We start from the raw sequence: 25,674 nt of genomic DNA, 5'->3' as shown, positions 1-25,674 counted from the left end.
CGGTGAGCTTCACGGCAAAGGCCACGGAAGGCCACAGAAGGCCGCATGGGGCGCCCGGCGCGTCGCCGGGCGCCCCATGACGGACGTATTCAGTGACGTACTCAGTGAGGTGCTCAGTCCTCGCTGGGCGACGCGGGGAGCTTCGCCTGGATCAGGTCCATCACCGTGGAGTCGGTCAGCGTGGTCACGTCACCGAGCTCGCGGTTCTCGGCGACGTCACGCAGCAGACGGCGCATGATCTTGCCGGAGCGGGTCTTGGGCAGCTCGGCCACCGGCAGGATCCGCTTGGGCTTGGCGATCGGGCCGAGGGTCGTGCCGACGTGGCCCCGCAGCTCGGCCACGAGGTCCGCGGTCTCCGAGGCCGTACCGCGCAGGATCACGAAGGCCACGATCGCCTGGCCGGTCGTCTCGTCGGCCGCGCCCACGACCGCCGCCTCGGCGACGGAGGGGTGCGAGACGAGCGCCGATTCGACCTCGGTGGTGGAGATGTTGTGCCCGGACACGAGCATCACGTCGTCGACCCGGCCGAGCAGCCAGATGTCGCCGTCCTCGTCCTTCTTGGCACCGTCCCCGGCGAAGTACTTGCCCTGGAACCGCGACCAGTACGTGTCGATGAACCGCTGGTCGTCGCCCCAGATGGTGCGCAGCATCGACGGCCACGGCTCGGTCAGGACGAGGTATCCGCCGCCTCCGTTGGGCACTTCCTGGGCCTCGTCGTCGACGACCGTCGCGGAGATGCCGGGCAGCGGGCGCTGCGCGGAGCCCGGCTTGGTCTCCGTCACACCCGGCAGCGGCGTGATCATCATCGAGCCGGTCTCGGTCTGCCACCACGTGTCCACGATCGGAGTGCGGTCGGCGCCGATGTGCTTGCGGTACCAGATCCACGCCTCGGGGTTGATCGGCTCACCGACGGACCCGAGCACCCGCAGGCTGGACAGGTCGAACTTCGCGGGGATGTCGTCGCCCCACTTCATGAACGTACGAATGGCCGTGGGTGCCGTGTAGAGGATGGTCACGCCGTACTTCTGCACGATCTCCCAGAAGCGGCCCTGGTGCGGGGTGTCCGGCGTGCCCTCGTACATCACCTGCGTCGCGCCGTTCGCGAGCGGCCCGTACGTGATGTACGAGTGGCCGGTGACCCAGCCGATGTCGGCCGTGCACCAGTAGACGTCGGTCTCCGGCTTGAGGTCGAAGACGGCGTGGTGCGTGTACGCGGCCTGGGTGAGGTAGCCGCCGGAGGTGTGCAGGATGCCCTTCGGCTTACCCGTCGTCCCCGAGGTGTAGAGGATGAACAGCGGCTGCTCGGCGTCGAACGCCTCGGGCGTGTGCTCGGTGGACTGCTTCTGCGTGATCTCGTGCCACCAGACGTCGCGGCCCTCGGTCCAGGCGACCTCCTGGCCGGTACGGCGCACGACGAGCACCTTGTCGACCCCGTCGACCCGGGCGACCGCCTCGTCGACGGCGGGCTTGAGCGCGGCAGGCTTGCCTCGGCGGTAGCCGCCGTCCGAGGTGATGACCAGCTTGGCGTCGGCGTCCTGGATGCGGGTCGCGATGGCGTCGGCCGAGAAGCCGCCGAAGACGACCGAGTGCGCGGCGCCGATGCGGGCGCAGGCCAGCATCGAGACGACGGCCTCGGGGATCATCGGCAGGTAGATGGCGACCCGGTCGCCCTTCTCAACGCCCAGCTCCGTCAGGGCGTTGGCGGCCTGGGAGACCTCGTCCTTCAGCTGCGCGTAGGTGATGGCCCGGCCGTCGCCGGGCTCGCCCTCGAAGTGGATCGCGACGCGGTCGCCGTGACCGGCCTCCACGTGGCGATCGACGCAGTTGTACGCGACGTTCAGCTTCCCGTCCGCGAACCATTTGGCGAAGGGCGGGTTAGACCAGTCCAGCGTCTCGGTCGGCTCGGTGGCCCAGGTCAGCCGGCGCGCCTGCTCGGCCCAGAAACCGAGCCGGTCAGCCTTGGCCTGTTCATACGCCTCCGCTGTGACGTTGGCGTTCGCGGCCAGGTCGGCGGGCGGCGCGAACCTGCGCTCCTCACGAAGCAGGTTGGCCAGGCTTTCGTTGCTCACGACATCTCCCTTTCCCAGGGTGTCCGTTGTGTCCCCGGGCCACAGCTCATCAGACGAGGACCCCTGGTGACAAGGGCCGTCCGAGAATTGGTTTAGACCTGTGTGCGTGTGGCCCCCGCGTACGGGGGCCACACGTTGTCACGGACCGGAGCGGCGGGCGGTTCAGGTCCGCGAGGGAGGGGGCCTGGGTGGGGTGTGATGGTGAACGCGTGTTCGTCGTGAGGGTTATGAGGTGTTTTGTGGAGTGCTTGCGGGGGCGGCGGGGTGCGTGCGGAGTCAGGTGCGGGTGTCGTGCAGCGCGCGTGCCGTGACCCGGTCGAACACCTCGCCGCCCGGTACGGCTTCGCCGCCGGTCCCGGCACGGCTGTCGAGCTCGGCTTCGCCGCCGGCCCCGGCCCCGGCCCCGTTTTCGTTCCCGGCCTCGGTCCCCGCCCCGGCCCCGGCCTCCGCCCGGTCGTCGACCACCGCGTCCGTGAGTAGATACCCCTGAGCCTCGCCCACGTGGAAGTACATCCCGTGCAGTTCGAGTCTGCCCTCCCGCAGAGCCCGCGCCACACACTCGTGCGCCCGCAGATGCTCCAACTGCTGCACCACATTGGTGAGACAGAGCTGTTCGACGGCGTTTGCGGGCGCCCGGTCGGCGATCCGCGTCCACGGCCGGTCCTTCGCGGCCATCCGCTCCAGACTCGGCAGACCGTGCCGCAGCCATCGTTTCAACGGCGTTCGCGCCCCGTTCGGGTCGGAGTTCAGCAGCGCCTGCATCGCCCCGCATCCGGAGTGCCCGCACACCGTGATGGATCTCACCTCCAGCACCTCCACCGCGTACTCGATCGCGGCTGCCACCGAGTCGTCACCACTTTCCTCGCCGGGCGGTGGCACCAGATTGCCCACGTTGCGTACGACGAAGAGATCGCCGGGCCCGCTGGATGTGATCATCGAGGTGACCAGCCGGGAATCGGCGCAGGTCAGGAAGAGCTGCGAGGGCCGCTGCCCCTCCCGCGCGAGCCGCGCCAGCTCGCTGCGTACCAGGGGAGCGGTGTTGCGCTGGAACGCGCTGATGCCGCTGGCCAGTTCATGCCCGCTGGGGTGCCTGTCCGAGGACGTCGTCCGCGGTGGCTGTTCGCAGTGGTGGTTGCGCCAGGGCGTCCAGGGCCGGCAGTGGCACTGCGCGGTGCCCGCCGGCTCGGTGATCCGCGTGCCTCCCCGCCCGGTCAGCTCCACCGACCCGCCGTGTGCGGTGTACGCGCTCTGCCAGTCGTGCAGCGACTCGTACGCCGCGTGGTCCATGAACGAACCGTCCAGCTCCACGACGACCTCGGCTCCCTGGGGCACCAGGTGCAGTGTCCGGCTGAGCCGCGGTACGGCGAGGAATGTCAACTGTCCGCGGACCCGCACATGGTGGACGCCCTCCGCGTCCACCTCGTGCGTGATCCGCGTACGGGTGAGCCGGTGGAGCGCGATGGTCACGGCGACGGCGACGCCTACCGCCACGCCCTCGAGGACACCGAAGAACACCACGCCCGCCGTCGTGAACGCGTACACCGGAACCTCGCGGTGGCGGGTGATGCTGCGGATGTGGTTGATCGACACCATCTGTACGCCGACGGCCATCACCAGCGCGGCGAGCGTGGCGAGGGGGATCAGATCGAGCACGGGCACCAGCAGCAGGGCGGCGACCACGATCCACAGACCGTGCAGCATCGTGGAGTTGCGGCTCACGGCGCCCGCCTGGACGTTGGCCGCACTGCGCACCGCGACGCCCGTGACGGGCAGCCCGCCCAGCGCGCCGGAGACGATGTTCGCCGCGCCCTGGCCGCGCAGCTCCCGGTCGAGGTCGGCGCGTGGGATGCGCGGCCCATGCCTGCGGGCGGCGGACAGCTTGTCCACGGCCACCGCGGAGAGCAGCGACTCGACGCTGCCGACCAGCGCGATGGTCAGGACGGCGGCGACGATGCCGAGTACGGGGCCTTGCGGCAGCCCGGTGAGGGTGTGGCTGCTCCAGGAGGGCAGGTCGACACGGGGCAGCCGCAGCCCGGCGAGCGTCGCCACCGCCGTGGCCGACGCGACCGCGGCGAGCGCCGCCGGAACCGCACGGGCAACCTGACCCGCACGCCCGGGGATACGCGGCCACAGCAGCAGCACGGTCAGGGTCAGGGCGCTCATCGACAGCGCCGGAAGGTGCGCGGCGGCCAACTGGGCGGGTAGCTGGCGGACGTTGTCGATGACGGAGCTGTGCGGTGAGCCGCCCAGAACGATGTGCAGCTGGGCGACGGCGATGGTGATGCCGATGCCGGCCAGCATGCCGTGCACGATCGCGGGGCTGACGGCGAGCGCGGAACGGGCCACCCGCAGAAAGCCCAGGCCCAGTTGGACAAGTCCGGCGAGCACGGTGATGGCGCACGTCGTACGCCAGCCGTACGTCTGGATGAGGTCGGCGGTGACCACGGTGAGCCCGGCGGCGGGGCCGCTCACCTGGAGCGGCGCGCCGCCGAGCCGGCCGACGAGCAGCCCGCCCGCGGCGGCGGCGACGAGCCCTGCCTGCAAGGGCGCCCCGGTCGCCAGCGCGATGCCCAGGGACAGCGGCAGCGCGATCAGGAATACGGCGATCGAGGCGGAGAAATCGGCGGCCGTGATCCGGGGACCACGGCGGCGGGGCCGGGGCGGGCTGTGCGGCCGCCCCTCGTCCGGCGTGTGCGAAGAGTCGTCGGTTCGGGTGGGGACGCAGGTGGACATAGTTCCCGTCTCCTCCGGGGCTGCGCGGTCGCTTGGGGTGCGGCCGTGGGTCACGGCGTACAGCGGCGGGATTTATCAAAGCTCGGCAAATGAATCGTAATGGAGAGTAAAGCCCGTGTGCGAAAAAGTAGCGCAAATAGGCTAATGAACCACTCTGTCGAGTGAATGATTCTAATGATCGGCTTGTCGCACTAATTCCTTCAGGGTCCCATGCGACCTTGGCGGCGCTGTCGGTGTTCGTTCGGGATTTCCCTTGCGGTCTGTCCGGAATTCTCCCTGCGGTCTGTCCGGGATTCCCCTATTTCGGCACCCCCCTTATCGGCGTTGGCCTGACTGAAGGAAGAAGGTGGGCGGAAGATGGCCGCCACCCAGAGGATCGCCGCGGGAGTCACGGTCACCGCGGTCTGCGCCGCGGCCCTCGCCGGTTGCGCGCTCGGGGACACCCCCGACACCGGCGCGAAGAAAGGCGCGCACGGCGCGAAGAAGGCGGCGGGCGCCCCGGCGCCCAAAAAGGTGTTCCGCCCGATCGGGGACGGCTCCACCGCCTTCACCGGAGCGCAGCCGCATCTGCCCCGCCCCGAGCGGCTCAGACCCGGTCAGAAGCCCCCGCAGTTCGTGGTCTTCTCGTGGGACGGCGCGGGCGAGGACAGCCAGAAGCTGTTCTCCCACTTCCGCGAGGTGGCCAGGGCCAACAAGGCGACGATGACGTACTTCCTGAGCGGCGTGTACATGCTCCCGGAGGAGAAGAGCGCTCTCTACCGGCCGCCGCTGCACTCACCGGGCCGCTCCGACATCGGCTTCAATGACGAGCAGGGAGTCAAGGACACCGTGCAGCAGTTGCGCGGCGCCTGGCTCGAGGGCAACGAGATCGGCACGCACTTCAACGGCCACTTCTGCGGCAGCGGCGGCGTCGGCGACTGGTCCGTCGAGGACTGGAAGAGCGAGATCGCCCAGGCCAAGGCGTTCGTGAAGTCCTGGAAGACCAACACGGGGACGGCGAAGGCGGCCGCACTGCCCTTCGACTACGACAAGGAACTGGTCGGCGCCCGCACTCCCTGCCTGGAGGGGCAGCAGAACTTCATGGAGGCCGCCCGGCAGCTGGGATTCCGCTACGACACCAGTGGCGTCAACAACCAGATCTGGCCCAAGAAGAAGGATGGCCTGTGGGACCTGTCCATGCAGCTCGTCCCGGTCCCGGGCCGGACCTTCGAGACGATCGCCATGGACTACAACTTCATGGTCAATCAGTCGGGCACCACGTCCCAGAACACCAGCGCCTACCAGCAGAAGGTCTGGGGCGACCAGATGCGTGACGGCCTGCTCAAGGGCTTCGACCGTGCCTACAACGGCAATCGTGCGCCCCTGATCATCGGCAACCACTTCGAGTCCTGGAACGGCGGCACCTACATGCGGGCCGTCGAGGAGACCATCGAGCGTGTCTGTACGCAGAGCGAGGTGCGCTGCGTCTCCTTCCGGCAGCTCGCCGACTGGCTCGACGCCCAGGACCCGCAGACTCTGGACAAGCTCACCACGCTTCAGGTCGGCGAGGCCCCGAAGCAGGGCTGGGCGTCGTTCCTCGCCGCCCAGCCCGCCCCGGCTCCGAAGGGTGTCCCCGGCGCACCCGCGGTCCAGCCGTAGTGGAAGCGGTCACGCCGTGACGGGCTCCGCCTCACGCAGCACGAAGGAGGGGTCGACCTGGGCGGCCAGATCGGCGCCCGTCCTCTCGTTGCCCCAGGACCGCGCGTTCTTCAGGTGGAAGTGCACCATCTGGCGCATGTAGCGCTCCCAGTCCCGCAGCTCGTACGTGGCGTCGGCGGCGGTCCGGAGGGCCCGCAGGGCTTGGCGGTTGGCGTCCTCCAGGTGCTCGAACAGGGGTGGGCGCCCCTTCTCCATGGCGCGCACCCAGTCCGAGTGCCCGACCGTCACCAGGAGGTCGTCACCGACTTCGGCGCGGAGGAAGTCGATGTCGTCCTGGCCCTGCACCTTGTTGCCGACCACCTTCAGGGTGACGCCGAAGTCGCGTGCGTACTCCTTGTACTGGCGGTAGACGGAGACCCCCTTCCGCGTCGGCTCGGCGACGAGGAACGTGATGTCGAAGCGCGTGAACATGCCGGACGCGAAGGAGTCCGAGCCCGCCGTCATGTCGACGACGACGTACTCGCTCTGGCCGTCGACGAGATGGTTCAGGCAGAGCTCCACTGCACCGGTCTTGGAGTGGTAGCAAGCCACTCCCAAATCGGCCTCGGTGAACGGGCCGGTGACCATCAAACGGACAGCACCGCCGTCGAGTTCCACGGCTCGCGCGCAGGCCTCGTACACCGGGTTGTCCTCGCGCACCCGCAGCAGCCGGGAGCCCTCGCCGGGCGGAGTCGTCTTGATCATCGTCTCGGCGGAGGCGATCCGCGGGTTGGAGCCGCGCAGGTAGTCCTTGATCAGCGGGAGTCGCTCACCCATCGCCGGCAGTCCGGCGGCATCCGCCTCGTCCAGTCCCAGCGCGGGCCCGAGGTGCTGGTTGATGTCGGCGTCCACCGCGACGACCGGGGCACCGGTGGTCGCGAGGTGCCTGATGAAGAGCGAGGACAGGGTGGTCTTGCCGCTGCCGCCCTTCCCAACGAAAGCAATTTTCATGTTCAGTAACAGTAGTGGCCGAGCCACGCCGACGGGCCGGTGAACGCGAAGAAGACCACCCCTTCGTGGTGAGGGTCCACCCGCAAGAGGTGCTTCGTTCAAGGAGGGGTGGCGGACCGGGGGCCGGGCGCGCGTAGGGTCGTACTCATGAGTACGACAGGTGCGAACGCCGACCCGCTCGCGGCCCTGGGCTCGCTGCCCGGCGTCGCCGAATCCGTGGAGTCCGTGCGCAAGGCAGTGGACCGGGTCTACGGGCACCGCGTCATGCGCCGCCGCAGCAACGAGATCACCTCGGAGGCCGCACTGCGCGGCGCGCGCGGCTCCGCGGCACTCGCCGGAGCGGACTGGGCCCTGGAAGAGGTGCGCCGCCGCACCGACTTCAGCGGCGACAGCGAGGCCCGGGTGGTGGGCGCCGCCCTCCGGCTGACCGCCGAGGCGGGTCAGCTCCTCTCGATCTGGCGGCAGTCGCCCCTTCGGGTGCTGGCGCGGCTGCACCTGGTGGCGGCCGCGGACAAGGGTGACGGGGTCGGGCGCCCGCGACAGGACGGCGAACCGGTCGACGAACCGCTGATCGAGCTGCCGCTGCCGGACGCCACCGAGGTCGCGGGCCGCCTCGACGGCCTCTCGCAGCTGATCATCGCGGGCACCTCCGCCCCCGCCCTGGTGACCGCCGCCGTGGTGCACGGCGAACTCCTCGCCCTGCGCCCCTTCGGCTCGCACAACGGCTTGGTGGCGCGCGCGGCCGAGCGCATCGTCCTGGTCGGCAGCGGCCTCGACCCGAAGTCCGTCTGCCCCGCCGAGGTCGGCCACGCGGAACAGGGCCGCGCGACCTACCTGGCGGCCTTCGACGGCTACCTTTCCGGAACGCCGGAGGGCATGGCGACCTGGGTCGCCCACTGCGGCAGGGCGGTCGAGTTGGGCGTACGTGAGTCGACGGCCGTCTGTGAGGCGCTTCAGCGAGGGGCGGCATAAGCCCCGAAGCGGCCTGTCCGGAACATGGAAAAAGGCCCCTCGAGGGGCCTTGAACAGGGTTGCGGCGGTACGAGGATTCGTACCGCCGCTGGCATGTTCACCCGGTTACCATGCGTCCTCGGAATATTGCCCATCAGGTCGGGAACTGTTGCCCGTCGCCTGGTGCGGCTGGCCCGTAATCGACGGGTCGACGTCGCGTGGGTGCCCAGTGTTCATGCTCGGTCCGTGGGGCCTTGGTTGCGTTATTAAGGTGATCCTTTTTCTCGGATGTCCTTGGTCTCGCGGGCCGTTAACTTCTTTGTACTCCAGGACCGGAGCAAGCGGAAGCCCTCCGTGTACTTCTTTACTTTTAGGTTCAAAGAGGTTGAATCGGTCGCTCTTATTGCTGTTATCGCTGTTTTCGCTCGTATCGTCCGTCTCGCCGCGGGGGATGAGGCAGCTCAGCTCACTGCCGAACGGCGCCGGCTCGTGTACCAGACCAGCCCCGCGGTGGCCGCGGCCGCGCCTATCGCCGCGGCTGCGACCAGGGCCGGCCGGGGTGGCACGGACAGCCGCTGCTTGAGCCGCACCGGGTGGTGGAAGTCGAGGATCGGCCACGCGCGCGTGGTGGCCTCGCGGCGCAGCGCTCGGTCCGGATTGACCGCGTGGGGGTGGCCGACGGCTTCGAGCATCGGGAGGTCGGTCGCCGAGTCGCTGTAGGCGTAGCAGCGGGAGAGGTCGTACCCCTCGGACACGGCCAGCTCCTTGATCGCCTCGGCCTTCGTCGGCCCGTACGCGTAGTACTCCACCTCGCCCGTGAAGCAGCCGTCGTCGCCGACGACCATGCGGGTCGCCACCACGCGGTCCGCGCCGAGGAGTTCACCGATCGGCTCGACGACCTCCGCGCCGGACGTCGAGACGATCACGACGTCGCGCCCGGCGATGTGGTGCTCCTCGATGAGGGACGCCGCCTCGTCGTAGATGATCGGGTCGATCAGGTCGTGCAGGGTCTCGGCGACGATCTCCTTGACCTGTTGGACGTTCCAGCCGCGGCACAGCGTGGAGAGGTACTCGCGCATCCGCTCCATCTGGTCGTGGTCGGCGCCTCCGGCGAGGAAGACGAACTGGGCATATGCGGTACGCAACACGGCCCGGCGGTTGATCAGGCCGCCTTGGTAGAACGACTTGCTGAACGTGAGCGTGCTCGACTTCGCAATGACCGTCTTGTCCAGATCAAAGAAGGCCGCTGTGCGGGGCAACGAGTGGTTTTCCACGAGCCAGAGCATAGGCGCCCACCATTCGGCGTAAGGTGGGGCGCGTGGGTTTGCCTGAGAGGGCTCTCGGGTACACCATGGAAGTCACGGATCGTTCGCGACCGTGCTAACCCGGTCCGGCTCCTCCCCCCCCGAGTCGGCCGTGGGGACGACCCCCGCTCTCCCCCCCGGCGGGGGTCGTCGCATGTCCGGGTGGGTTTTCTCCCCTTCTTCGCTGATCACGCGCCACGCTGTGTCGGCTCCGGCGCTTCTCTGCGCGTACCCATGATTCGTCACTGTCTGTAGCCGTCAGGCTGCTCTAAGGAAGTCGTACAAGGGTCACCGGTTTGGGTGAGGGCGATATTCACATCCGCCGAGTTGTCCACAGTTATCGAGCAAGATCCACACGATTTCCGGGATCGCTGCACCGTGATTCCAACGCGTCCCGCCGGGCGGAAGTTCATGGCCGGTTCGGTATGTCCGGCACGTATGGCCGGTTCGTATCGGCGGTTCATATGGAGGACCGGTTGCCGGTTCTTCACGCGGGCGGGATTCGCGGGGCCGCAGAGGCTCTGTGGAAGAGGCAGCGAAGGGGGATGGAGATCGTGGCGGGAGCCATCACGCATGACCGGCCGGGGGCCGCCGAGGGGCGGCAGGGCGGACCGTTGATCGTCACGGAGGACGCGGATCTGCTGGACGACCTGCTGCGGCTGTGCGCCGCGGCGGGCGCCCGGCCCGAGGTCCACCATGGCGTGCCCGAGCGCGGAGGCGGCTGGGAGACGGCGCCTCTGGTCCTGGTCGGCGACGACGCCGCGCGGCGCGTGCGCGGGGCCGCGCGCAGACGCGGAGTGGTGCTCGTGGGGCGGGATCAGGACGATTCCGGGGTGTGGCGCCGGGCCGTGGAGATCGGCGCCGACCATGTCCTGCTGCTGCCCGACGGCGAGCAGTGGCTGGTCGACCGCATCGCGGACGTGGCCGAAGGAGTCGGGCCGCCCGCGCTCACCGTCGGCGTGATCGGCGGTCGCGGAGGGGCCGGTTCGTCCACGCTGGCCTGCGCGCTCGCGGTCACCTCGGCGCGCGAGGGGCGGCGCACGCTGCTCGTGGACGCGGATCCGATGGGAGGCGGACTCGACGTACTCCTCGGCGGCGAGACGGCCGAGGGTCTGCGCTGGCCGGCGTTCGCCGCCTCGCGCGGACGGGTCGGCGGTGGCGCCCTGGAGGAGTCACTGCCCGAGCTGCACGCGCTCAGAGTCCTCAGCTGGGACCGCGGCGACTCCGTGGCCATCGCACCCGAGGCCGTACGGGCGGTGCTGGCCGCGGCCCGACGGCGGGGCGGCGCGGTGGTCGTGGACCTGCCGCGCCGCGTCGACGAAGGCGTCGCGGAAGCACTCGCCCAAGTGGACATGGGGCTGCTGGTGGTCCCCGCCGAGCTGCGCGCGGTCGCGGCCGCCGGGCGGGTCGCGTCCGCGGTCGGAATGGTCCTGCGCGATCTGCGGATCGCGGTGCGCGGGCCGTACGCGCCCGGCCTGGACGACAAGGAGGTGTCCCGTCTGCTCGGGCTGCCGCTGGCTGGCGAAGTGCCTGTGGAGACGGGGTTGTTGGCCGCGAACGAGCGCGGGGCCCCACCCGGGGGCGACACCCGGGGCCCGCTTGCGCGCTTCTGCTCGGCGTTCTGGGCGCGGGCCGCGGTTGTGGGAGGGGGCGTATGAGCGGGGGCACACGCGTGCGTGCCGGAGTGCCGGGTGGGCGTGAGGAGGCGGGTTCACCTGCGGGCGTCGTGTTGTCGGGTCGGTGTGCGGGCGTGGGTTTGCCTGAGGCCGCGAGGCCGTCGGGCGGGCAGGTGAGCGTGGGCTTGCCTGCGCGGGCCGGGCTGTCGGGCGGAAGTTCGGGGGTGGGCCGGGCCGCGGATGCTGAGCTGTTGGACGGAGTGCGGCAGTGGCTCGCCGAGAGCGGGGCCGAGCCGACCCCGGCGCGGGTGGCGCAGGCCTTGCGGGACCAGGGGCGGGTGCTGGGGGACGCCGAAGTGCTCGGCGCGGCCGAGCGGTTGCGCTCCGAGCTGGTCGGGACCGGCCCTCTGGAGCCCCTGCTCGACGACCCTTCGGTGACCGACGTGCTGGTCTCGGCGCCCGACCGGGTGTGGGTGGACCGGGGCGGCGGACTGGAGCTGACGACCGTCGCCTTCCCGGACACGGCGGCCGTACGACGTCTGGCGCAGCGCCTCGCGGCCGTGGCCGGGCGACGGCTCGACGACGCGCACCCCTGGGTGGACGCGCGGCTTCCGGACGGCACGCGTCTGCACGCGGTGCTGCCACCGGTAGCGGTGGGTTCGACGTGCCTGTCGCTGCGGGTCGTACGGCCGCGGGCGTTCACGCTCGACGAGCTGGTGGCGGCCCGGACGGTGCCGCCGGGCGGCGACCGGGTGCTGCGGGCGCTGCTCGACGCCCGGTTGTCGTTCCTGATCAGCGGAGGCACGGGAAGCGGTAAGACGACGCTCCTGAGCGCCTTGCTGGGGCTGGTAGGACCGGGCGAGCGGATCGTGCTCGCGGAGGACTCGGCGGAGCTGCGCCCCGACCACCCGCATGTCGTACGCCTGGAATCCAGACCGGCCAACCAGGAGGGCGCCGGACTCGTCACGCTCCAGGACCTGGTGCGGCAAGCCCTGCGGATGCGGCCGGACCGGCTGGTCGTCGGCGAGGTGCGCGGACCCGAAGTCGTCCATCTGCTGGCCGCGTTGAACACCGGCCACGAAGGCGGTTGCGGGACCGTCCACGCGAACGCGGCGGCGGGGGTACCGGCCCGCTTGGAGGCGCTCGGCACAGCGGCGGGGCTCGACCGGGCCGCCCTGCACAGCCAGGTGGCGGCCGCGCTGTCGGTGGTGCTCCATCTCGTACGCGACCGGGCGGGGCGGCGGAGGATCGCCGAGGTGCATGTGCTGGAGCGGGATGCGGCGGGGCTTGTGGTGACGGTGCCGGCGTTGCGGTGGGGCGTGGAGGCCTTCACGTACGAGCGGGGGTGGCAGCGGCTGCGGGAGCTGCTCGGTGAGAGGAGTGAGGGGCTGTGACGGGGGTCGGCGAGATGGCGCTCGGCGCGGCGATGGTGTGTGCCGGAGCGGCGGCCTGGCTGATGGGCCAACAGGGGCCGAGGGCTCGGCGGGCTCAGCTGCTGTGCGCCGGTGGTGGGACGCAGGGGGCCGGACCGCCGACGTGGGAGCACAGGGCGCGGGAACGGGTGGCTGTGGCCGGGCGGCGACTGCGGCTGTTGCATCGACTCAGGGGCGAATGGTGGTCGCTGGCCGCCGGGTTGATGGTCGCCTTGCTGGGGGCGTCCGTGGTGCCGCTCGTCATGGGGGCGCTCGGGGTTCCGCTGGTGCGGCGAGCCCGGCGGGCCGCGCAGGCAAGGCGGGAGCGGGAGCGGCGGGCCGATGCGGTGATCGCGTTGTGCGGGGCGCTCGCGGGGGAGGTGCGTGCCGGGCGGCAGCCGGGCGAGGCGCTGTTTCGCGCCGCCCGTGACTCGGGCGGACTCGGTGGCGCACAGGCGGTGGTGCTGGCGGCGGCACGGTTCGGCGGGGATGTGCCCGGCGCGCTGACCGACGCGGCCCGTCGGCCGGGGGCCGATGGACTGCTGGGCCTCGCCGCGTGCTGGCGGGTCGCGGTGGACCGGGGGGCCGGACTCGCCGCCGGACTCGACCGGCTGGAGGGGGCATTGCGCGCGGAGCGGGATCAACGGGCCGACCTGCGCGCCCAGTTGACCGGGGCTCGGTCGACAGCGGTGCTGCTCGCGGGATTGCCGTTGCTGGGGCTGCTCCTCGGGACCGCGCTGGGCGCCGATCCGCTGCATGTCGTCCTGCATACCGGCGCGGGCCTCGGCTGTCTGCTGGTCGGCGGTGTCCTGGAGGGCGCCGGGCTGTGGTGGGCGCTGCGGATCGTACGGCGGGCGGAGGCCGTATGAGCGTGGAGGTTGTCCACAGGCTGGGGGTGGCCCTGTGCGTGGCGGCCGGGCTCTGGTCCATGGCATGGGCGCTACGGGCGGCGCGGCGGGAGCGCAGGGCGCGTCGGCGGCTGGGAGTGGTGCTGCCGGCCAAGCCGGTGCCCGTCCGCCGGCGCTTCGAGATCCGGTCCGGGATGACGGGGTGGCTGCCGGTGGTGGGCGCGGTGATTGCCTGCTGGGTGTTCGTCGGCGGTGCTCCCGGGATCGTGGCCGGGATCGCGGCCGGATTCGGGGTGTGGCGATGGCAGCGGAGACCCACGCCCGCCGAGGAACCCCAGTCGGGCGTGGCCGCACGGCAACTCCCGCTCGCAGCCGATCTGCTGGCGGCCTGCATCGCGGCGGGCGCCAGTCCCGTGACGGCGGCTCAGGCCGTGGGCGAGGCACTCGAAGGGCCCGTCGGAGAGCGGCTCGCGCGAGGCGCGGCAGAGGTGCGGCTCGGGGGTGAACCGGCCGAGGCGTGGCGAGGACTGGCCGCCCTACCGGGGGCCCGGGCACTGGCCCGGCTGCTGGAGCGGGCGGGCGAGTCGGGCGTACCGGCGGCGAGTCCCGTCGCACGCCTCGCCGCAGAGGCCCGTGCGGAGTGGGGACGGACCGCCACCGCGCGGGCGCGACGGGCGGGCGTCATGGTCACCGCGCCGGTGGGGCTGTGCTTTCTGCCCGCGTTCATCGCGATCGGCGTGCTGCCCGTGGTGATCGGGCTGGCGAGTGGGGTGCTGGGAGGAGGTGGTGGATGACGGGCGGGATGCGGTGAAGGGCGAGCTATGAACGATCAACGGCCGATGGAACGGATGAACGGATCTACACGGGGGTTCGGATGAGCAAGGCAATGCGGGTGCGGGTGCGCGTACGAGTGTGGGCTCTGGCGGCCAGGGCGTGGGCGGTGCCGAGGGCCCGGACCATGCGGAGGGATGCTGGGATGGTCACTTCCGAGTACGCGATGGGGCTGATCGCGGCCGTGGGGTTCGCCGCCCTCCTCTACGAGGTGCTGACCGGTTCACAGGTCAAGGCAGCTCTGCAGGACATCGTCGAAAAGGCGCTCCATGGGCAGTTCTGAGTCGGCAGCGGCCGGCCCACCGCTGGGCCGGGGGCCGAACCTGCTGGTGGCCCGGGACCGGGGGTTCGTGACGGCGGAGGCCGCCGTGGTGCTGCCTGTGCTGGTCGCGTTCACGATGGCGCTGGTCTGGGCCGTGATGGCCGCGTCCGCGCAGATCCAATGCGTGGACGCGGCCCGGGCGGGAGCACGTGCGGCGGCCCGCCAGGACCCCCCGGGGGCTGTGACGGCGGTGGCCCGGCAGGCGGCGCCGAGTGGGGCCCGGGTCACCGTTCGGCGTGCGGGTGACCTGGTGCGCGTACGGGTCGAGGCGGAGCCGCCGGGGCCCGACGCACTTGCCCTGGACCTGGAGCACGAGGCCGTGGCGCTGGCCGAGGAGACGGTGGGGGCGGGCGGATGACGAGCGAGGGCGACGGGGTGCGTCCGTCGCGCAGGAGGGCCGCCTCCTCGGACCGAGGATCGGCGACCGTCTGGACCGTGGGCGCCATCGCGCTGCTGTGCGTCGTATTCGGCGTCGTCCTCGTGATGGGCCAGGCGGTGGTGACCCGTCATCGCGCGGGCGGCGCGGCCGACCTGGCGGCGCTCGCGGCGGCGGACCACTGGATGGAGGGGGGTACGGCGGCATGCGCCCAGGCGGACCGGGTGGCCCGGGCTCAGGGCACCAGGATCGTTCGGTGCGCCGTCTACGGCGAGATCTCGGACGTCAGGGTCTCGGCGGGGCGAGGGCCCTTCACGGCCGAGGTCAGATCGAGAGCGGGGCCTGCGGGGCCGGTGGCACCGCGGGGGAGGTGACGCCGCAGCCGGGGTCGCCCAGCTGCGGCGAGGTGGGCGCCGTCCGCCGGGCGCCGTCCGCCGGGAGCCGTCCGCCGGGAGCCGCCCGCTGGGAGCGGGGCGTCGGGAGCGGGGCGCCGGGTGGGCGGATGCCCTAGCCTTCCGCTCCCTCCCCATCAGCGTTCTCCTGCCCCTCCGGCGCCCCCCGCAGCAGGACTGTCAGCAACCGGACCGCTCCCCGTTTGTGCAGCGGGTCGTTGCCGTTGCCGCACTTGGGGGACTGGATGCAGGACGGGCAGCCGGCCTCGCACTCGCAGGAGGCGATGGCCTGGCGGGTGGCGGTGAGCCACTCGCGGGCCGTGTGGAAGGCGCGTTCCGCGAAGCCCGCGCCGCCCGGGTGGCCGTCGTACACGAAGACCGTGGGAAGGAGGGTGTCCGGGTGCAGCGGGACGGACACGCCGCCGATGTCCCAGCGGTCGCAGGTGGCGAAGAGCGGCAGCATGCCGATCGAGGCGTGCTCGGCGGCGTGCAGGGCGCCGCCGAGGATCTCGGGGTTCACACGGGCGGCGTCGAGCTGGTCCTCGGTGACCGTCCACCACACGGCACGCGTGCGGAGCGTACGAGGAGGGAGGTCGAGTCTCGTCTCGCCCAGTACTTCACCGGTGATGACCCGACGGCGCAGGAAGGAGACGACTTGGTTGGTGACCTCGACAGAGCCGTAGCACAACCGGCCCTCGCCCCAAGGGACTTCGACGTCCGTTTCCAGGACGGAGACGGCCGTGGTGTCGCGGGCGACCGTCGAATACGACGGATCGGCCTCCTCGACCAGGGCGACCGAGTCCTCGAGGTCGAGCTCCTTCACCAGGTACGTACGGCCCTGGTGGAGGTGGACCGCCCCGTCGTGGACGGTGGTGTGCGCGGCCGAGGCGTCGACCGTGCCCAGCAGTCGTCCCGTCGCCGCCTCGACGACTTGGACCGGGTTGCCGCCCTGCCCGCGGATGTCGGCCAGATCGGCGGCCCGCTCCCGGCGCGTCCAGTGCCATGCCTTCGTACGGCGGCGCAGCAGCTTCGCGGCTTCCAGCTGCGGTAGCAGACCGGGGGACGCCGGGCCGAAGAGCGCGAGGTCCTCGTCGGTCAGGGGGAGCTCGGCGGCCGCGGCGCACAGGTGAGGTGCGAGGACGTACGGGTTGTCGGGATCGAGGACGGTGGACTCCACCGGCTGGTCGAACAAGGCCTCCGGGTGGTGCACGAGGAACGTGTCCAGTGGGTCGTCGCGGGCCACCAGGACGGCCAGCGCGCCCTGCCCGGAGCGTCCCGCGCGGCCCGCCTGCTGCCACAGCGAGGCCCTCGTGCCCGGATAGCCCGCGATGACGACGGCGTCCAGTCCGGAGACGTCGATTCCGAGTTCGAGGGCGGTGGTGGCGGCCAGGCCGAGGAGTTCGCCGGAGTGGAGGGCTTGTTCGAGGGCGCGGCGTTCCTCGGGGAGATAGCCGCCCCGGTACGCGGCCACGCGCCGGGCCAGGGTGCGGGCACCCTCGGCGTCACCCGCCGATGCCACCGTCGCGAGCCGTTCCTGGGCGATCACCGAGATCAGCTCGGCGCCCCGGCGGGAGCGTACGAAGGCGACGGTGCGTACGTCCTGCAGGACCAGGTCGGTCAGCAGATCGGCGGTCTCCGCGGTTGCCGTCCGGCGGACAGGCGCGCCTTTCTCGCCCTGGAGCTCGGTGAGCGGCGGCTCCCAGAGGGCGAACACCAGTTCCCCGCGCGGTGAGGCGTCGTCCGCGACCTCGACGACCGGGAGGCCGGTCAGGCGGCGAGCGGCCACCGACGGCTCGGCGGCGGTCGCGGAGGCCAGCAGGAAGACGGGCGAGGCGCCGTACCGCGCGCACAGGCGGCGCAGCCGGCGCAGCACCTGGGCCACATGCGAGCCGAAGACGCCGCGATAGGTGTGGCACTCGTCGATGACGACGTAGCGCAGAGCACGCAGGAAGGAGGACCAGCGGGGGTGGGAGGGCAGTATCCCGAGGTGCAGCATGTCGGGGTTGGTCAGGACGTAGTTGGCGTACTGGCGTACCCACTCGCGCTCCTCGACCGGTGTGTCGCCGTCGTAGACCGCGGGACGCGCCGCGTTGCCCAGAGGATGTGAAAGTTCCTTCACGGCTCGGCACTGGTCCGCGGCGAGGGCCTTGGTCGGTGCCAGGTAGAGGGCGGTGGTGCCCCGTCCGTTGGGCGCCTCGGAGCCGTCGAGAAGGGCGGACAGGACCGGCACGAGATAGGCGAGCGACTTGCCGGAGGCCGTGCCCGTGGCGACGACGACCGAATCGCCGTCCAGCGCGTGCTCGGCGGCCTGTGCCTGGTGGGCCCAAGGGTGCTCGATGCCCGCGGCCTGGACCGCGGCGATGACCTCTGAGCGGATCCGGTCAGGCCAGACGGCATGACGGCCCTCACGTGGGGGCAAGTGCTCCGTATGAGTGATGCGCGAAGCCCGGCTCGGCCCCGAGGCGAGCAGGTCCAGGACCGTGCCCGGAGAGGGACGGGAAGCGTTGTCCGTCGAGGGTCGATCGGATCGGTGATTCTTGGCCATCGGCATCGAGTGTGTCACTGGCGTGACGGACAATGGGGCCAAGGCGTCGTGCACGCCTGCCGGTAAGTGATTGAATGCCATCGCGGCTGGCGAACCGTCCCGGGGTCTCCGCCGAGGTGTCCCGAGGGACGGCCGCTCGATAGCAAGGTGCTGGAGGATCCGTGGACCTGTCCCTGTCGACACGTACCGTCGGCGATCGTACGGTCGTCGAGGTCGGTGGCGAAATCGATGTATATACCGCGCCCAAGCTGCGCGAGCAGCTGGTCGAGCTGGTGAACGACGGCAGTTTTCACCTTGTCGTCGACATGGAGGGCGTGGACTTCCTCGACTCCACCGGCCTCGGCGTACTGGTGGGCGGCCTGAAGCGGGTCCGGGCCCACGAGGGCTCGCTGCGACTGGTCTGCAACCAGGAGCGCATTCTGAAGATCTTCCGCATCACCGGTCTCACCAAGGTGTTCCCGATCCACACCTCGGTCGAGGAAGCGGTAGCGGCCACCGACTGAGTGGTCCTCGGTCGCGACCTGGCGACCGAGCGGCCCTTGGCCGAAGGCCGGTCCCGGGCCGTGTGTCCGGGACGGAAGAAGTCAACGAGGGGGGTCCGGGCCTCAGGGTCCGGACCCCTGACAGCACGCCCGTAGTCCCGAGGGGGATGCATGGCCACCGTTGAACTCCGATTCAGCGCGCTGCCCGAGCACGTCAGGACCGCCCGACTGGTGGCGGCAGCGGTAGCGCGCAGGTCCGGAGTGGACGAGGCCGTCCTCGACGAGGTGAGGCTCGCCGTAGGCGAAGCCTGTACACGGGCCGTCGGCCTGCACCAGAGCAGCGGCATCTCGGCGCCGGTGCGGGTGCTGCTGATCGAGGAGGAGAAACAGTTCTCCATCGAGGTCGGCGACGAGGCTCCGCGCACGGCTCCCGGAGAGAAGGTGCCGGGTGCCCACGGAGCCGATGATCCGGACGCGGAGAGCGAGGAGGACGAGATGGGCCTCGCGGTCATCAGCGGCCTCGTCGACGATGTGGAGGTCACCGCCGGAGAGCACGGCGGACTGATCAGGATGAGCTGGCCGAACACGCCGCCTGCCGCGCTCGTCCCCTGATCTCGACGTCACATCATCTCTTGCCAGAGGGCCCTACAGAGTAGGGCCCTCTGGCATGTCCGGCGGTCGGTCCCCGCTCGTATAGTGGTCTTGAGCGGCCTTTCGTGAATTGATTCACGATCAATCGCACGATAATGGATCTGCAGTCAATGCCTTTGGGGCATTACCACTTTCGGGTTGCCTGGTGGCTCGTGGATCATTTGCTGAAGGGCATGTGAAGGCGAATTCCGCTTACCGCACCCTGTTTTGATCAGGTCCTGATCCCTACAATCCGTCCACATCTTGAGCTCAGCCCAAGCGTCAAGGAGGACGAATGGCGGGGCTTTCTACCCCTCATCAGTTTGACCAACCCACAACCCTCGCAGCTGCGGTTCTGACCGACGACAACCGTCTGATCGTGATCGTCATCGCGATCGTCGCCCTTGCGGCACTTGTGGTCGCCGGGACACTGGTGCGCCAGGTACTCGCGGCCGGCGAGGGCACCGACAGCATGAAGAAGATCGCGGTGGCGATCCAGGAGGGCGCGAATGCCTACCTGGGGCGGCAGATGCGCACGCTCGCGGTATTCGCCGTCGTGGTGTTCTTCCTGCTCATGCTGCTGCCCGCGGACGACTGGAATCAGCGCGCCGGACGATCGGTCTTCTTCTTGATCGGCGCGGCATTCTCGGCGACCACCGGTTATATCGGCATGTGGCTCGCCGTTCGCAGCAACGTTCGCGTGGCCGCCGCGGCACGGGAAGCGACTCCGGCGGAAGGCGAGCCGGAAAAGGATCTCACCGAGGTCTCGCACAAAGCCATGAAGATCGCTTTCCGCACGGGCGGTGTCGTCGGCATGTTCACGGTGGGGCTCGGTCTGCTGGGCGCCTCCTGTGTGGTGCTGGTGTACGCGGCCGACGCGCCGAAAGTCCTGGAGGGCTTCGGTCTCGGCGCCGCGCTGATCGCGATGTTCATGCGTGTCGGCGGCGGCATCTTCACCAAGGCCGCCGACGTCGGCGCCGACCTGGTCGGCAAGGTCGAGCAGGGCATTCCGGAGGACGATCCGCGCAATGCCGCGACCATCGCCGACAACGTGGGCGACAACGTCGGCGACTGCGCCGGCATGGCAGCGGACCTCTTCGAGTCGTACGCCGTCACGCTCGTCGCCGCGCTGATCCTCGGCAAGGCGGCGTTCGGCGACTTCGGGCTCGCCTTCCCGCTGATCGTTCCCGCGATCGGTGTGATCACGGCGATGATCGGCATCTTCGCGGTGGCCCCGCGCCGGACCGACCGCAGTGGCATGACCGCCATCAACCGCGGCTTCTTCATCTCCGCGGTGATCTCGCTCGCGCTGGTCGCGATCGCGGCCTTCGTCTATCTCCCGTCCTCGTACGCGGGACTGGACGGGGTCACGGACGAGGAGATCATCGGCCATGGCGGCGATCCGCGGATCCTCGCGCTCGTCGCGGTCGCCGTAGGCATCGTGCTGGCCGCGCTGATCCAGCAGCTGACCGGCTACTTCACCGAGACCACCCGCCGGCCTGTACGGGACATCGGCAAGACCTCGCTCACGGGTCCGGCCACCGTCGTGCTCGCCGGTATCTCCGTCGGCCTCGAGTCGGCCGTCTACACCGCCCTGCTGATCGGCCTCGGCGTGTACGGGGCCTTCCTGCTCGGCGGTACGTCGATCATGCTGGCGCTCTTCGCGGTGGCGCTGGCCGGTACCGGTCTGCTCACCACGGTCGGCGTCATCGTCGCCATGGACACCTTCGGTCCGGTCTCCGACAACGCGCAGGGCATCGCCGAGATGTCCGGTGACGTCGAGGGCGCGGGCGCGCAGGTGCTCACCGACCTCGATGCCGTGGGCAACACGACGAAGGCCATCACCAAGGGCATCGCCATCGCCACGGCTGTCCTCGCGGCCTCGGCGCTCTTCGGCTCGTACCGCGACGCGATCCTCACGGCCGCGAACGAAGTCGGCGAGAAGGTCTCCGGCGAGGGCGCGCCGATGAACCTGATGATGGACATCTCGCAGCCCAACAACCTGGTCGGGCTCATCGCGGGTGCCGCGGTCGTCTTCCTCTTCTCGGGGCTGGCGATCAACGCGGTGTCGCGGTCCGCCGGGGCCGTGGTCTACGAGGTGCGGCGGCAGTTCCGCGAGCACCCCGGGATCATGGACTACACCGAGAAGCCCGAGTACGGGCGCGTCGTCGACATCTGCACCAAGGACGCGCTGCGCGAGCTGGCCACGCCCGGCCTGCTCGCCGTACTGACGCCGATCGCGATCGGCTTCACGCTCGGGGTCGGCGCACTCGGCTCGTTCCTCGCGGGCGCGATCGGCACCGGCACGCTGATGGCGGTCTTCCTCGCCAACTCCGGAGGCGCGTGGGACAACGCGAAGAAGCTCGTCGAGGACGGTCACCACGGCGGCAAGGGCAGCGAGGCCCATGCGGCGACGGTGATCGGTGACACGGTCGGCGACCCGTTCAAGGACACCGCGGGTCCCGCGATCAACCCTCTCCTGAAGGTGATGAACCTGGTGGCGCTGCTCATCGCGCCGGCGGTCGTCAAGTTCTCGTTCGGGGAGGACAAGAGCGTGGGCATGCGCGTACTCATCGCGGTGCTCTCGCTCGCCGTGATCGTGGGCGCGGTGTACGTGTCCAAGCGGCGCGGGATCGCCGTGAGTGACGAAGGCAACTCCGAGCGGGTCACCAAGTCTCCGGACGCGGCGGTGGTTTCGTGAGCGGTTCTTCTGAGGCCCGCCCTTAGGGCTGGTCAGGTTCCGCCTCAACGGGCGGGCGGGCGGCGCGCGTTGGCGTGCCGTCCGCCCGCCCGTCTGTGTTCACGCCGTGGTCGTGAGCCTTCTCTCGCTTGGTGCAAATGGCTACAATAACGGACAGATCGGATGCCCGCCGTGTGGATGTCGTCGAGTTGGCGTGTATGTTCCGGGGCCGAGAGCCATGGAAGGGACCAATCCGGTGAACAAGAAGCTCGCGGCCGCACTGTCCGGCGGTGCGGTACTGGTACTGGCGCTGTCAGGATGCGGCGGCGACGACAGCAGCGACAAGCTGAACTCCTGGGCGAAGCAGGTCTGTGACGCGGTGCAGCCCCAGGCGAAGAAGATCGAGGCCGCCAACGCCTCCATCCAGAAGCAGACCTCGGACAACAGCACGCCGGAGGACGTCCAGAAGACGGACTCCCAGGCATTCCAGGACATGTCCGACGCCTACAAGGCGATGGGTTCCGCCGTGAAAACGGCCGGGGCGCCGGACGTCGAGGGCGGCGAGAAGAAGCAGACGGACGCCGTCACGGAACTCAGCGACATCTCCTCGTCGTACGCCGACCTCAAGAAGCAGATCGACGGTCTCGACACGAAGGACCAGGGGAAGTTCGCCGACGGCCTCAAGGACATCGCCACCGAGCTGGACAAGCTGAGCCAGAGCGGCAACGACGCCCTCAGCAAGCTGGAGGAGGGCGAGGTGCGCAAGGCGATGGCCAAGCAGGAGAGCTGCAAGTCCGCCTCCCCGGGGCCGTCGGTGACCAACGGCTGACCCCCGGAGACCGATCGTTCGTCAACCGAAGGAGGGCCCGGTACGCGCGCGTGCCGGGCCCTCGGCATGGGTGTCCACAGGCGCACGCTCCCCGTCGGCGGGAGCGGACACAATGGAGTCGTGAGTAACCCCAGCCTGGCACCGCTGCCCTCGTCCGACCGACCCGACGTCACCGCGCGGCTGCGGGACGCCCTCCTGAGCGCCTCCTTCAGTGCCGACGGCCTGCTCGATCTGCTGGGCGCCCCCGCGTACGCGGCGCTGGCGCGGAGCGAGACCGTCCCCGCGCTCCGGGCGACCCGGGGCGACACGCCACTGGAGACGCTCGTACGGCTCTTCCTGCTGCAGCAGCCGGTGCCGCACGCGCGCCTGGCGGACGTACTGCCGGTGGAGGAGTGCCTGGAGAGCGGATGGCTGACCCGGACCGGAGGGGACGAGGTCGCGGCCACGGTCGACGTTCGGCCGTACGGCGGGCCAGGCGGCGAGGACTGGTTCATCGTCTCGGACCTGGGCTGCGCGGTCGGCGGAGCCGGCGGCATCGGCAGCCGGGACAAGCGGGTCGTACTCGGCGTGGGCGGAGCATCCACGACCCTGGCCGGCATCACGGTACGTATGCCCGTCGCGTCCGCGCTCGACATCGGCACCGGCTCCGGAATCCAGGCGCTGCACGCCGCACAGCACGCCACGCGGGTCACCGCCACCGACCTCAACCCGCGCGCACTGCACATCACCGCCCTCACGCTCGCGCTGTCCGGCGCGCCGGCGGCCGATCTGTGCGAGGGCCCGCTCTTCGAGCCGGTGGCCGAGGAGACGTACGACCTGATCGTCTCGAACCCGCCCTTCGTCATCTCTCCCGGCGCCCGGCTCACCTACCGCGACGGCGGGATGGGCGGGGACGATCTGTGCCGCACGCTGGTTCAGCAGGCGGGAGAGCGGCTCAACGACGGCGGGTACGCGCAGTTTCTCGCCAACTGGCAGCACGTGGAAGGGGAGGACTGGCAGGACCGGCTCCGGTCATGGGTGCCGCGCGGGTGCGATGCCTGGATCGTGCAGCGTGAGGTGCAGGACATCACGCAGTATGCCGAGTTGTGGCTGCGGGACGCGGGCGACCACCGCTCGGATCCGGTGGAGTACCGGGCGCGGTACGACGCGTGGCTCGACGAGTTCGAGGCGCGGAAGGCCAGGTCCGTCGGCTTCGGGTGGATCACCCTGCGCAAGTCGGGGGCCGCGCAGCCGTCGATCGTCGTGGAGGAGTGGCCGCATCCCGTCGAACAACCGCTCGGCGAGACCGTGCGTGCGCACTTCGACCGCGTCGACTATCTCCGCGCTCACGACGACGCGGCCCTGCTCGCCGGGCACTTCAAACTCGCGGGCGAGATCGTGCAGGAGCAGGTCGGGCTGCCGGGCGCCGAGGATCCGGAACATGTCGTGCTGCGCCAGCACCGCGGGATGCGGCGGGCCACACAGGTGGACACGGTGGGGGCGGGCTTCGCGGGTGTGTGCGACGGCACACTGAGCGCCGGACGGATTCTGGATGCCATCGCCCAACTGGTCGGCGAGGACCCTGTGTTGCTGCGGGACCGGACGCCCGCGCAGATTCGGCTGCTGATTGAGCAGGGATTTCTCGAGCCGACGGGGTGACGCGAGAGCGTCGCGGGGGAGCGTGCGGGCGGGTGCGGGTGTGCCCGTGGCGCGCCCCGGGCGCGTCGACGGCATGTCGTCGTGCCGATGCGACTGGGGCGCATCCGTACCGCCGAGTCGCATGTGTCCGGTCTGGCTGGATTGGTCCGCAAAAAGGCTCCTGTCAGTGGGTGGTGCGAAGCTACCTTTCATGGGACAGATTCCACGCGTCCTCGGGGGAGGCGCGCTGTCTCGGGGGAGGCCGATATGGCGGGGGACACGCCGGATCAGGGCGAAGGCAGGCTGATCAGCGGGCGGTACAGGCTGCTGCGCACGCTGGGCGCGGGCGGAATGGGACGCGTCTGGCTCGCGTACGACAACGAATTGGCCTGCGAGGTCTCCATGAAGGAGATCGCAGTGCCCGATGTGCCGATGGACGCGAGCGAGCCGGCGCAGCGCATCGCACGGGCCCGCAGCGAGGCGCGAAACGCGGCGCGACTGCGCGGACATCCGCATGTGGCCACGGTGCACGACGTACTGATGCACGAGGGACTGCCCTGGATCGTCATGGAGTACGTGCCGGACGCCATCGATCTTCAGGCGGTCGTCCGGCAGTCGGGGCCGCTGTCGCCCGCGGAGACGGCCCGGATCGGGCTAGGCGTCCTGGACGCGCTCACCGCGGGACATCGGATCGGGATCCTGCACCGGGATGTGAAACCGGCCAATATCCTTCTGGCGCCGGACGCTTCGGGCGATCCGTACGCGCGCGTGCTGCTCACCGACTACGGGATCGCGCTGCAGCCCGAATCGCGCGAGCCCCGGCTCACCGCCACCGCCGGCATCCTGGGCACACCCGGTTATCTCGCCCCCGAGCGGGCGCGTGGCGAGCCGCCGACACCGGCCGCCGACATGTTCTCCCTCGGCGCCACGCTGTACGCGACGGTCGAGGGCCACGGCCCGTTCGACCGCCATGGGGAGTACGCGACGCTGACCGCCTTGCTGAGCGAGGAGCCCACGCCGCCCGAGCGTGCCGGTGAACTGACGTCTGTGCTGCAGGGACTGCTCGTCAAGGACCCGGTGCGGAGGTCTTCGCCGGAGGCGGTGGCGCGGAGGTTGGAGCGCGTGGCGCAGAGTTCGCCGGGCGGGGTTTTCGGGCCGCCGCCGGGTGCGGCTGGTGGGGCTCCGGCGGCTGGTGGATCTGATGGGTTCCCTGTGGCCGGTGCGGCTGGGGCTGTGGCTTCGGCTGCGGGGGCGCCGGGTTCCTGGTCGGAGCCGGGGACTCCGGGGCACGCGCCGGGGGCGGGGCAGGCCGGTCCGTGGGCCGGGCCCGCGACACCTGGGGCCACGCCCGGAGCGCCCGGCCCCTGGGCGGGGCCCGAGACGCCTGGGGCGCCCGCCGGAGCGGGGCA

Annotated in this window: 20 protein-coding genes; 15 read left to right on the top strand and 5 right to left on the bottom strand. The window is 70.6% G+C overall.

Going from position 1 to position 25,674, the window contains the following annotated elements; translation table 11 throughout:
* Nucleotides 1-113 precede the first annotated feature (113 nt).
* Together acs and FE633_RS22830 are read right to left on the bottom strand one after the other, a co-directional pair.
* Nucleotides 114-2,114: an acetate--CoA ligase gene (gene acs, locus FE633_RS22835; protein ID WP_138047093.1), complete on the bottom strand. Its 2,001-nt coding sequence runs from the start codon at nt 2,112-2,114 to the stop codon at nt 114-116.
* A gap of 231 nt (nt 2,115-2,345) precedes the next feature.
* Nucleotides 2,346-4,802, bottom strand: a complete 2,457-nt coding sequence (locus FE633_RS22830; RefSeq protein WP_138047020.1) for a bifunctional SulP family inorganic anion transporter/carbonic anhydrase — start codon at nt 4,800-4,802, stop codon at nt 2,346-2,348.
* Between the two features lie 357 nt (nt 4,803-5,159).
* Between FE633_RS22830 and FE633_RS22825 the strand changes: the two genes are divergently transcribed.
* Nucleotides 5,160-6,440, top strand: a complete 1,281-nt coding sequence (locus FE633_RS22825; RefSeq protein WP_138047019.1) for a polysaccharide deacetylase family protein — start codon at nt 5,160-5,162, stop codon at nt 6,438-6,440.
* A gap of 9 nt (nt 6,441-6,449) precedes the next feature.
* On the opposite strand, the gene FE633_RS22820 is transcribed toward FE633_RS22825, so the two are convergent.
* Nucleotides 6,450-7,430, bottom strand: coding sequence for an ATP-binding protein (locus FE633_RS22820; protein ID WP_138047018.1), 981 nt, complete (start codon nt 7,428-7,430; stop codon nt 6,450-6,452).
* Between the two features lie 147 nt (nt 7,431-7,577).
* Here FE633_RS22820 and FE633_RS22815 point away from each other — a divergent pair, with 147 nt between their 5' ends.
* Nucleotides 7,578-8,402: a Fic family protein gene (locus FE633_RS22815; RefSeq protein ID WP_138047017.1), complete on the top strand. Its 825-nt coding sequence runs from the start codon at nt 7,578-7,580 to the stop codon at nt 8,400-8,402.
* A 440-nt stretch (nt 8,403-8,842) separates the two neighbouring features.
* Here FE633_RS22815 and FE633_RS22810 read toward each other — a convergent pair whose 3' ends face one another.
* Nucleotides 8,843-9,667 carry an HAD family hydrolase gene (locus FE633_RS22810; protein WP_138047016.1) on the bottom strand — a complete coding sequence of 275 codons (825 nt, stop codon included), beginning with the start codon at nt 9,665-9,667 and terminating at the stop codon, nt 8,843-8,845.
* Nucleotides 9,668-10,239: 572 nt separating this feature from the next.
* Between FE633_RS22810 and ssd the strand changes: the two genes are divergently transcribed.
* From ssd to FE633_RS22775, 7 genes are all read left to right on the top strand, one after another.
* On the top strand, nt 10,240-11,343 hold the full coding sequence (gene ssd, locus FE633_RS22805; RefSeq protein WP_138047015.1) for a septum site-determining protein Ssd: 1,104 nt from the start codon (nt 10,240-10,242) through the stop codon (nt 11,341-11,343).
* A gap of 206 nt (nt 11,344-11,549) precedes the next feature.
* The gene (locus FE633_RS22800; RefSeq protein WP_425473209.1) at nt 11,550-12,695 is read left to right on the top strand and encodes a TadA family conjugal transfer-associated ATPase; all 1,146 of its coding nucleotides are present in this window, start codon (nt 11,550-11,552) and stop codon (nt 12,693-12,695) included.
* Nucleotides 12,696-12,709: 14 nt separating this feature from the next.
* Complete coding sequence (locus FE633_RS22795) at nt 12,710-13,582, top strand: type II secretion system F family protein (protein WP_138047092.1); 873 nt, start codon at nt 12,710-12,712, stop codon at nt 13,580-13,582.
* Nucleotides 13,579-14,355, top strand: coding sequence for a type II secretion system F family protein (locus FE633_RS22790; RefSeq protein WP_138047014.1), 777 nt, complete (start codon nt 13,579-13,581; stop codon nt 14,353-14,355). Before FE633_RS22795 ends, FE633_RS22790 begins: the two co-directional genes overlap by 4 nt.
* 182 nt (nt 14,356-14,537) lie before the next feature.
* A complete protein-coding gene (locus FE633_RS22785) occupies nt 14,538-14,675 on the top strand; it encodes a DUF4244 domain-containing protein (protein ID WP_425473207.1) in 138 nt (45 codons plus the stop codon).
* The gene (locus tag FE633_RS22780) at nt 14,662-15,072 is read left to right on the top strand and encodes a TadE family type IV pilus minor pilin (RefSeq protein ID WP_138047013.1); all 411 of its coding nucleotides are present in this window, start codon (nt 14,662-14,664) and stop codon (nt 15,070-15,072) included. The genes FE633_RS22785 and FE633_RS22780 overlap by 14 nt, the downstream gene beginning before the upstream one ends.
* Entirely contained in the window at nt 15,069-15,464 is a 396-nt protein-coding gene (locus tag FE633_RS22775; RefSeq protein ID WP_138047012.1) for an Rv3654c family TadE-like protein, read from the top strand. Before FE633_RS22780 ends, FE633_RS22775 begins: the two co-directional genes overlap by 4 nt.
* Before the next feature lie 133 nt (nt 15,465-15,597).
* Here FE633_RS22775 and FE633_RS22770 read toward each other — a convergent pair whose 3' ends face one another.
* On the bottom strand, nt 15,598-18,108 hold the full coding sequence (locus FE633_RS22770) for a DEAD/DEAH box helicase (protein ID WP_171060078.1): 2,511 nt from the start codon (nt 18,106-18,108) through the stop codon (nt 15,598-15,600).
* Between the two features lie 80 nt (nt 18,109-18,188).
* Here FE633_RS22770 and bldG point away from each other — a divergent pair, with 80 nt between their 5' ends.
* From bldG to FE633_RS22740, 6 genes are all read left to right on the top strand, one after another.
* On the top strand, nt 18,189-18,530 hold the full coding sequence (bldG, locus tag FE633_RS22765) for an anti-sigma factor antagonist BldG (RefSeq protein ID WP_003975386.1): 342 nt from the start codon (nt 18,189-18,191) through the stop codon (nt 18,528-18,530).
* Nucleotides 18,531-18,680: 150 nt separating this feature from the next.
* Nucleotides 18,681-19,121 (top strand): ATP-binding protein, encoded by a 441-nt coding sequence (locus tag FE633_RS22760; protein WP_138047010.1) that lies wholly within the window; start codon nt 18,681-18,683, stop codon nt 19,119-19,121.
* A 313-nt stretch (nt 19,122-19,434) separates the two neighbouring features.
* Nucleotides 19,435-21,840, top strand: coding sequence for a sodium-translocating pyrophosphatase (locus tag FE633_RS22755; protein ID WP_138047009.1), 2,406 nt, complete (start codon nt 19,435-19,437; stop codon nt 21,838-21,840).
* Nucleotides 21,841-22,057: 217 nt separating this feature from the next.
* The gene (locus FE633_RS22750) at nt 22,058-22,648 is read left to right on the top strand and encodes an oligoendopeptidase F family protein (RefSeq protein ID WP_138047008.1); all 591 of its coding nucleotides are present in this window, start codon (nt 22,058-22,060) and stop codon (nt 22,646-22,648) included.
* Nucleotides 22,649-22,768: 120 nt separating this feature from the next.
* Entirely contained in the window at nt 22,769-24,286 is a 1,518-nt protein-coding gene (locus tag FE633_RS22745; protein WP_138047007.1) for a DUF7059 domain-containing protein, read from the top strand.
* Nucleotides 24,287-24,532: 246 nt separating this feature from the next.
* The coding region (locus FE633_RS22740; RefSeq protein ID WP_138047006.1) for a serine/threonine-protein kinase at nt 24,533-25,674 on the top strand (1,142 nt) is incomplete at its 3' end.

It is taken from the genome of Streptomyces montanus (genome assembly GCF_005786655.1).
GTDB classification, from domain to species: Bacteria; Actinomycetota; Actinomycetes; order Streptomycetales; family Streptomycetaceae; genus Streptomyces; species Streptomyces sporangiiformans.
Note: the sequence above shows the minus strand (reverse complement) of the source record. Positions and strands in the feature narration are given on the sequence as shown.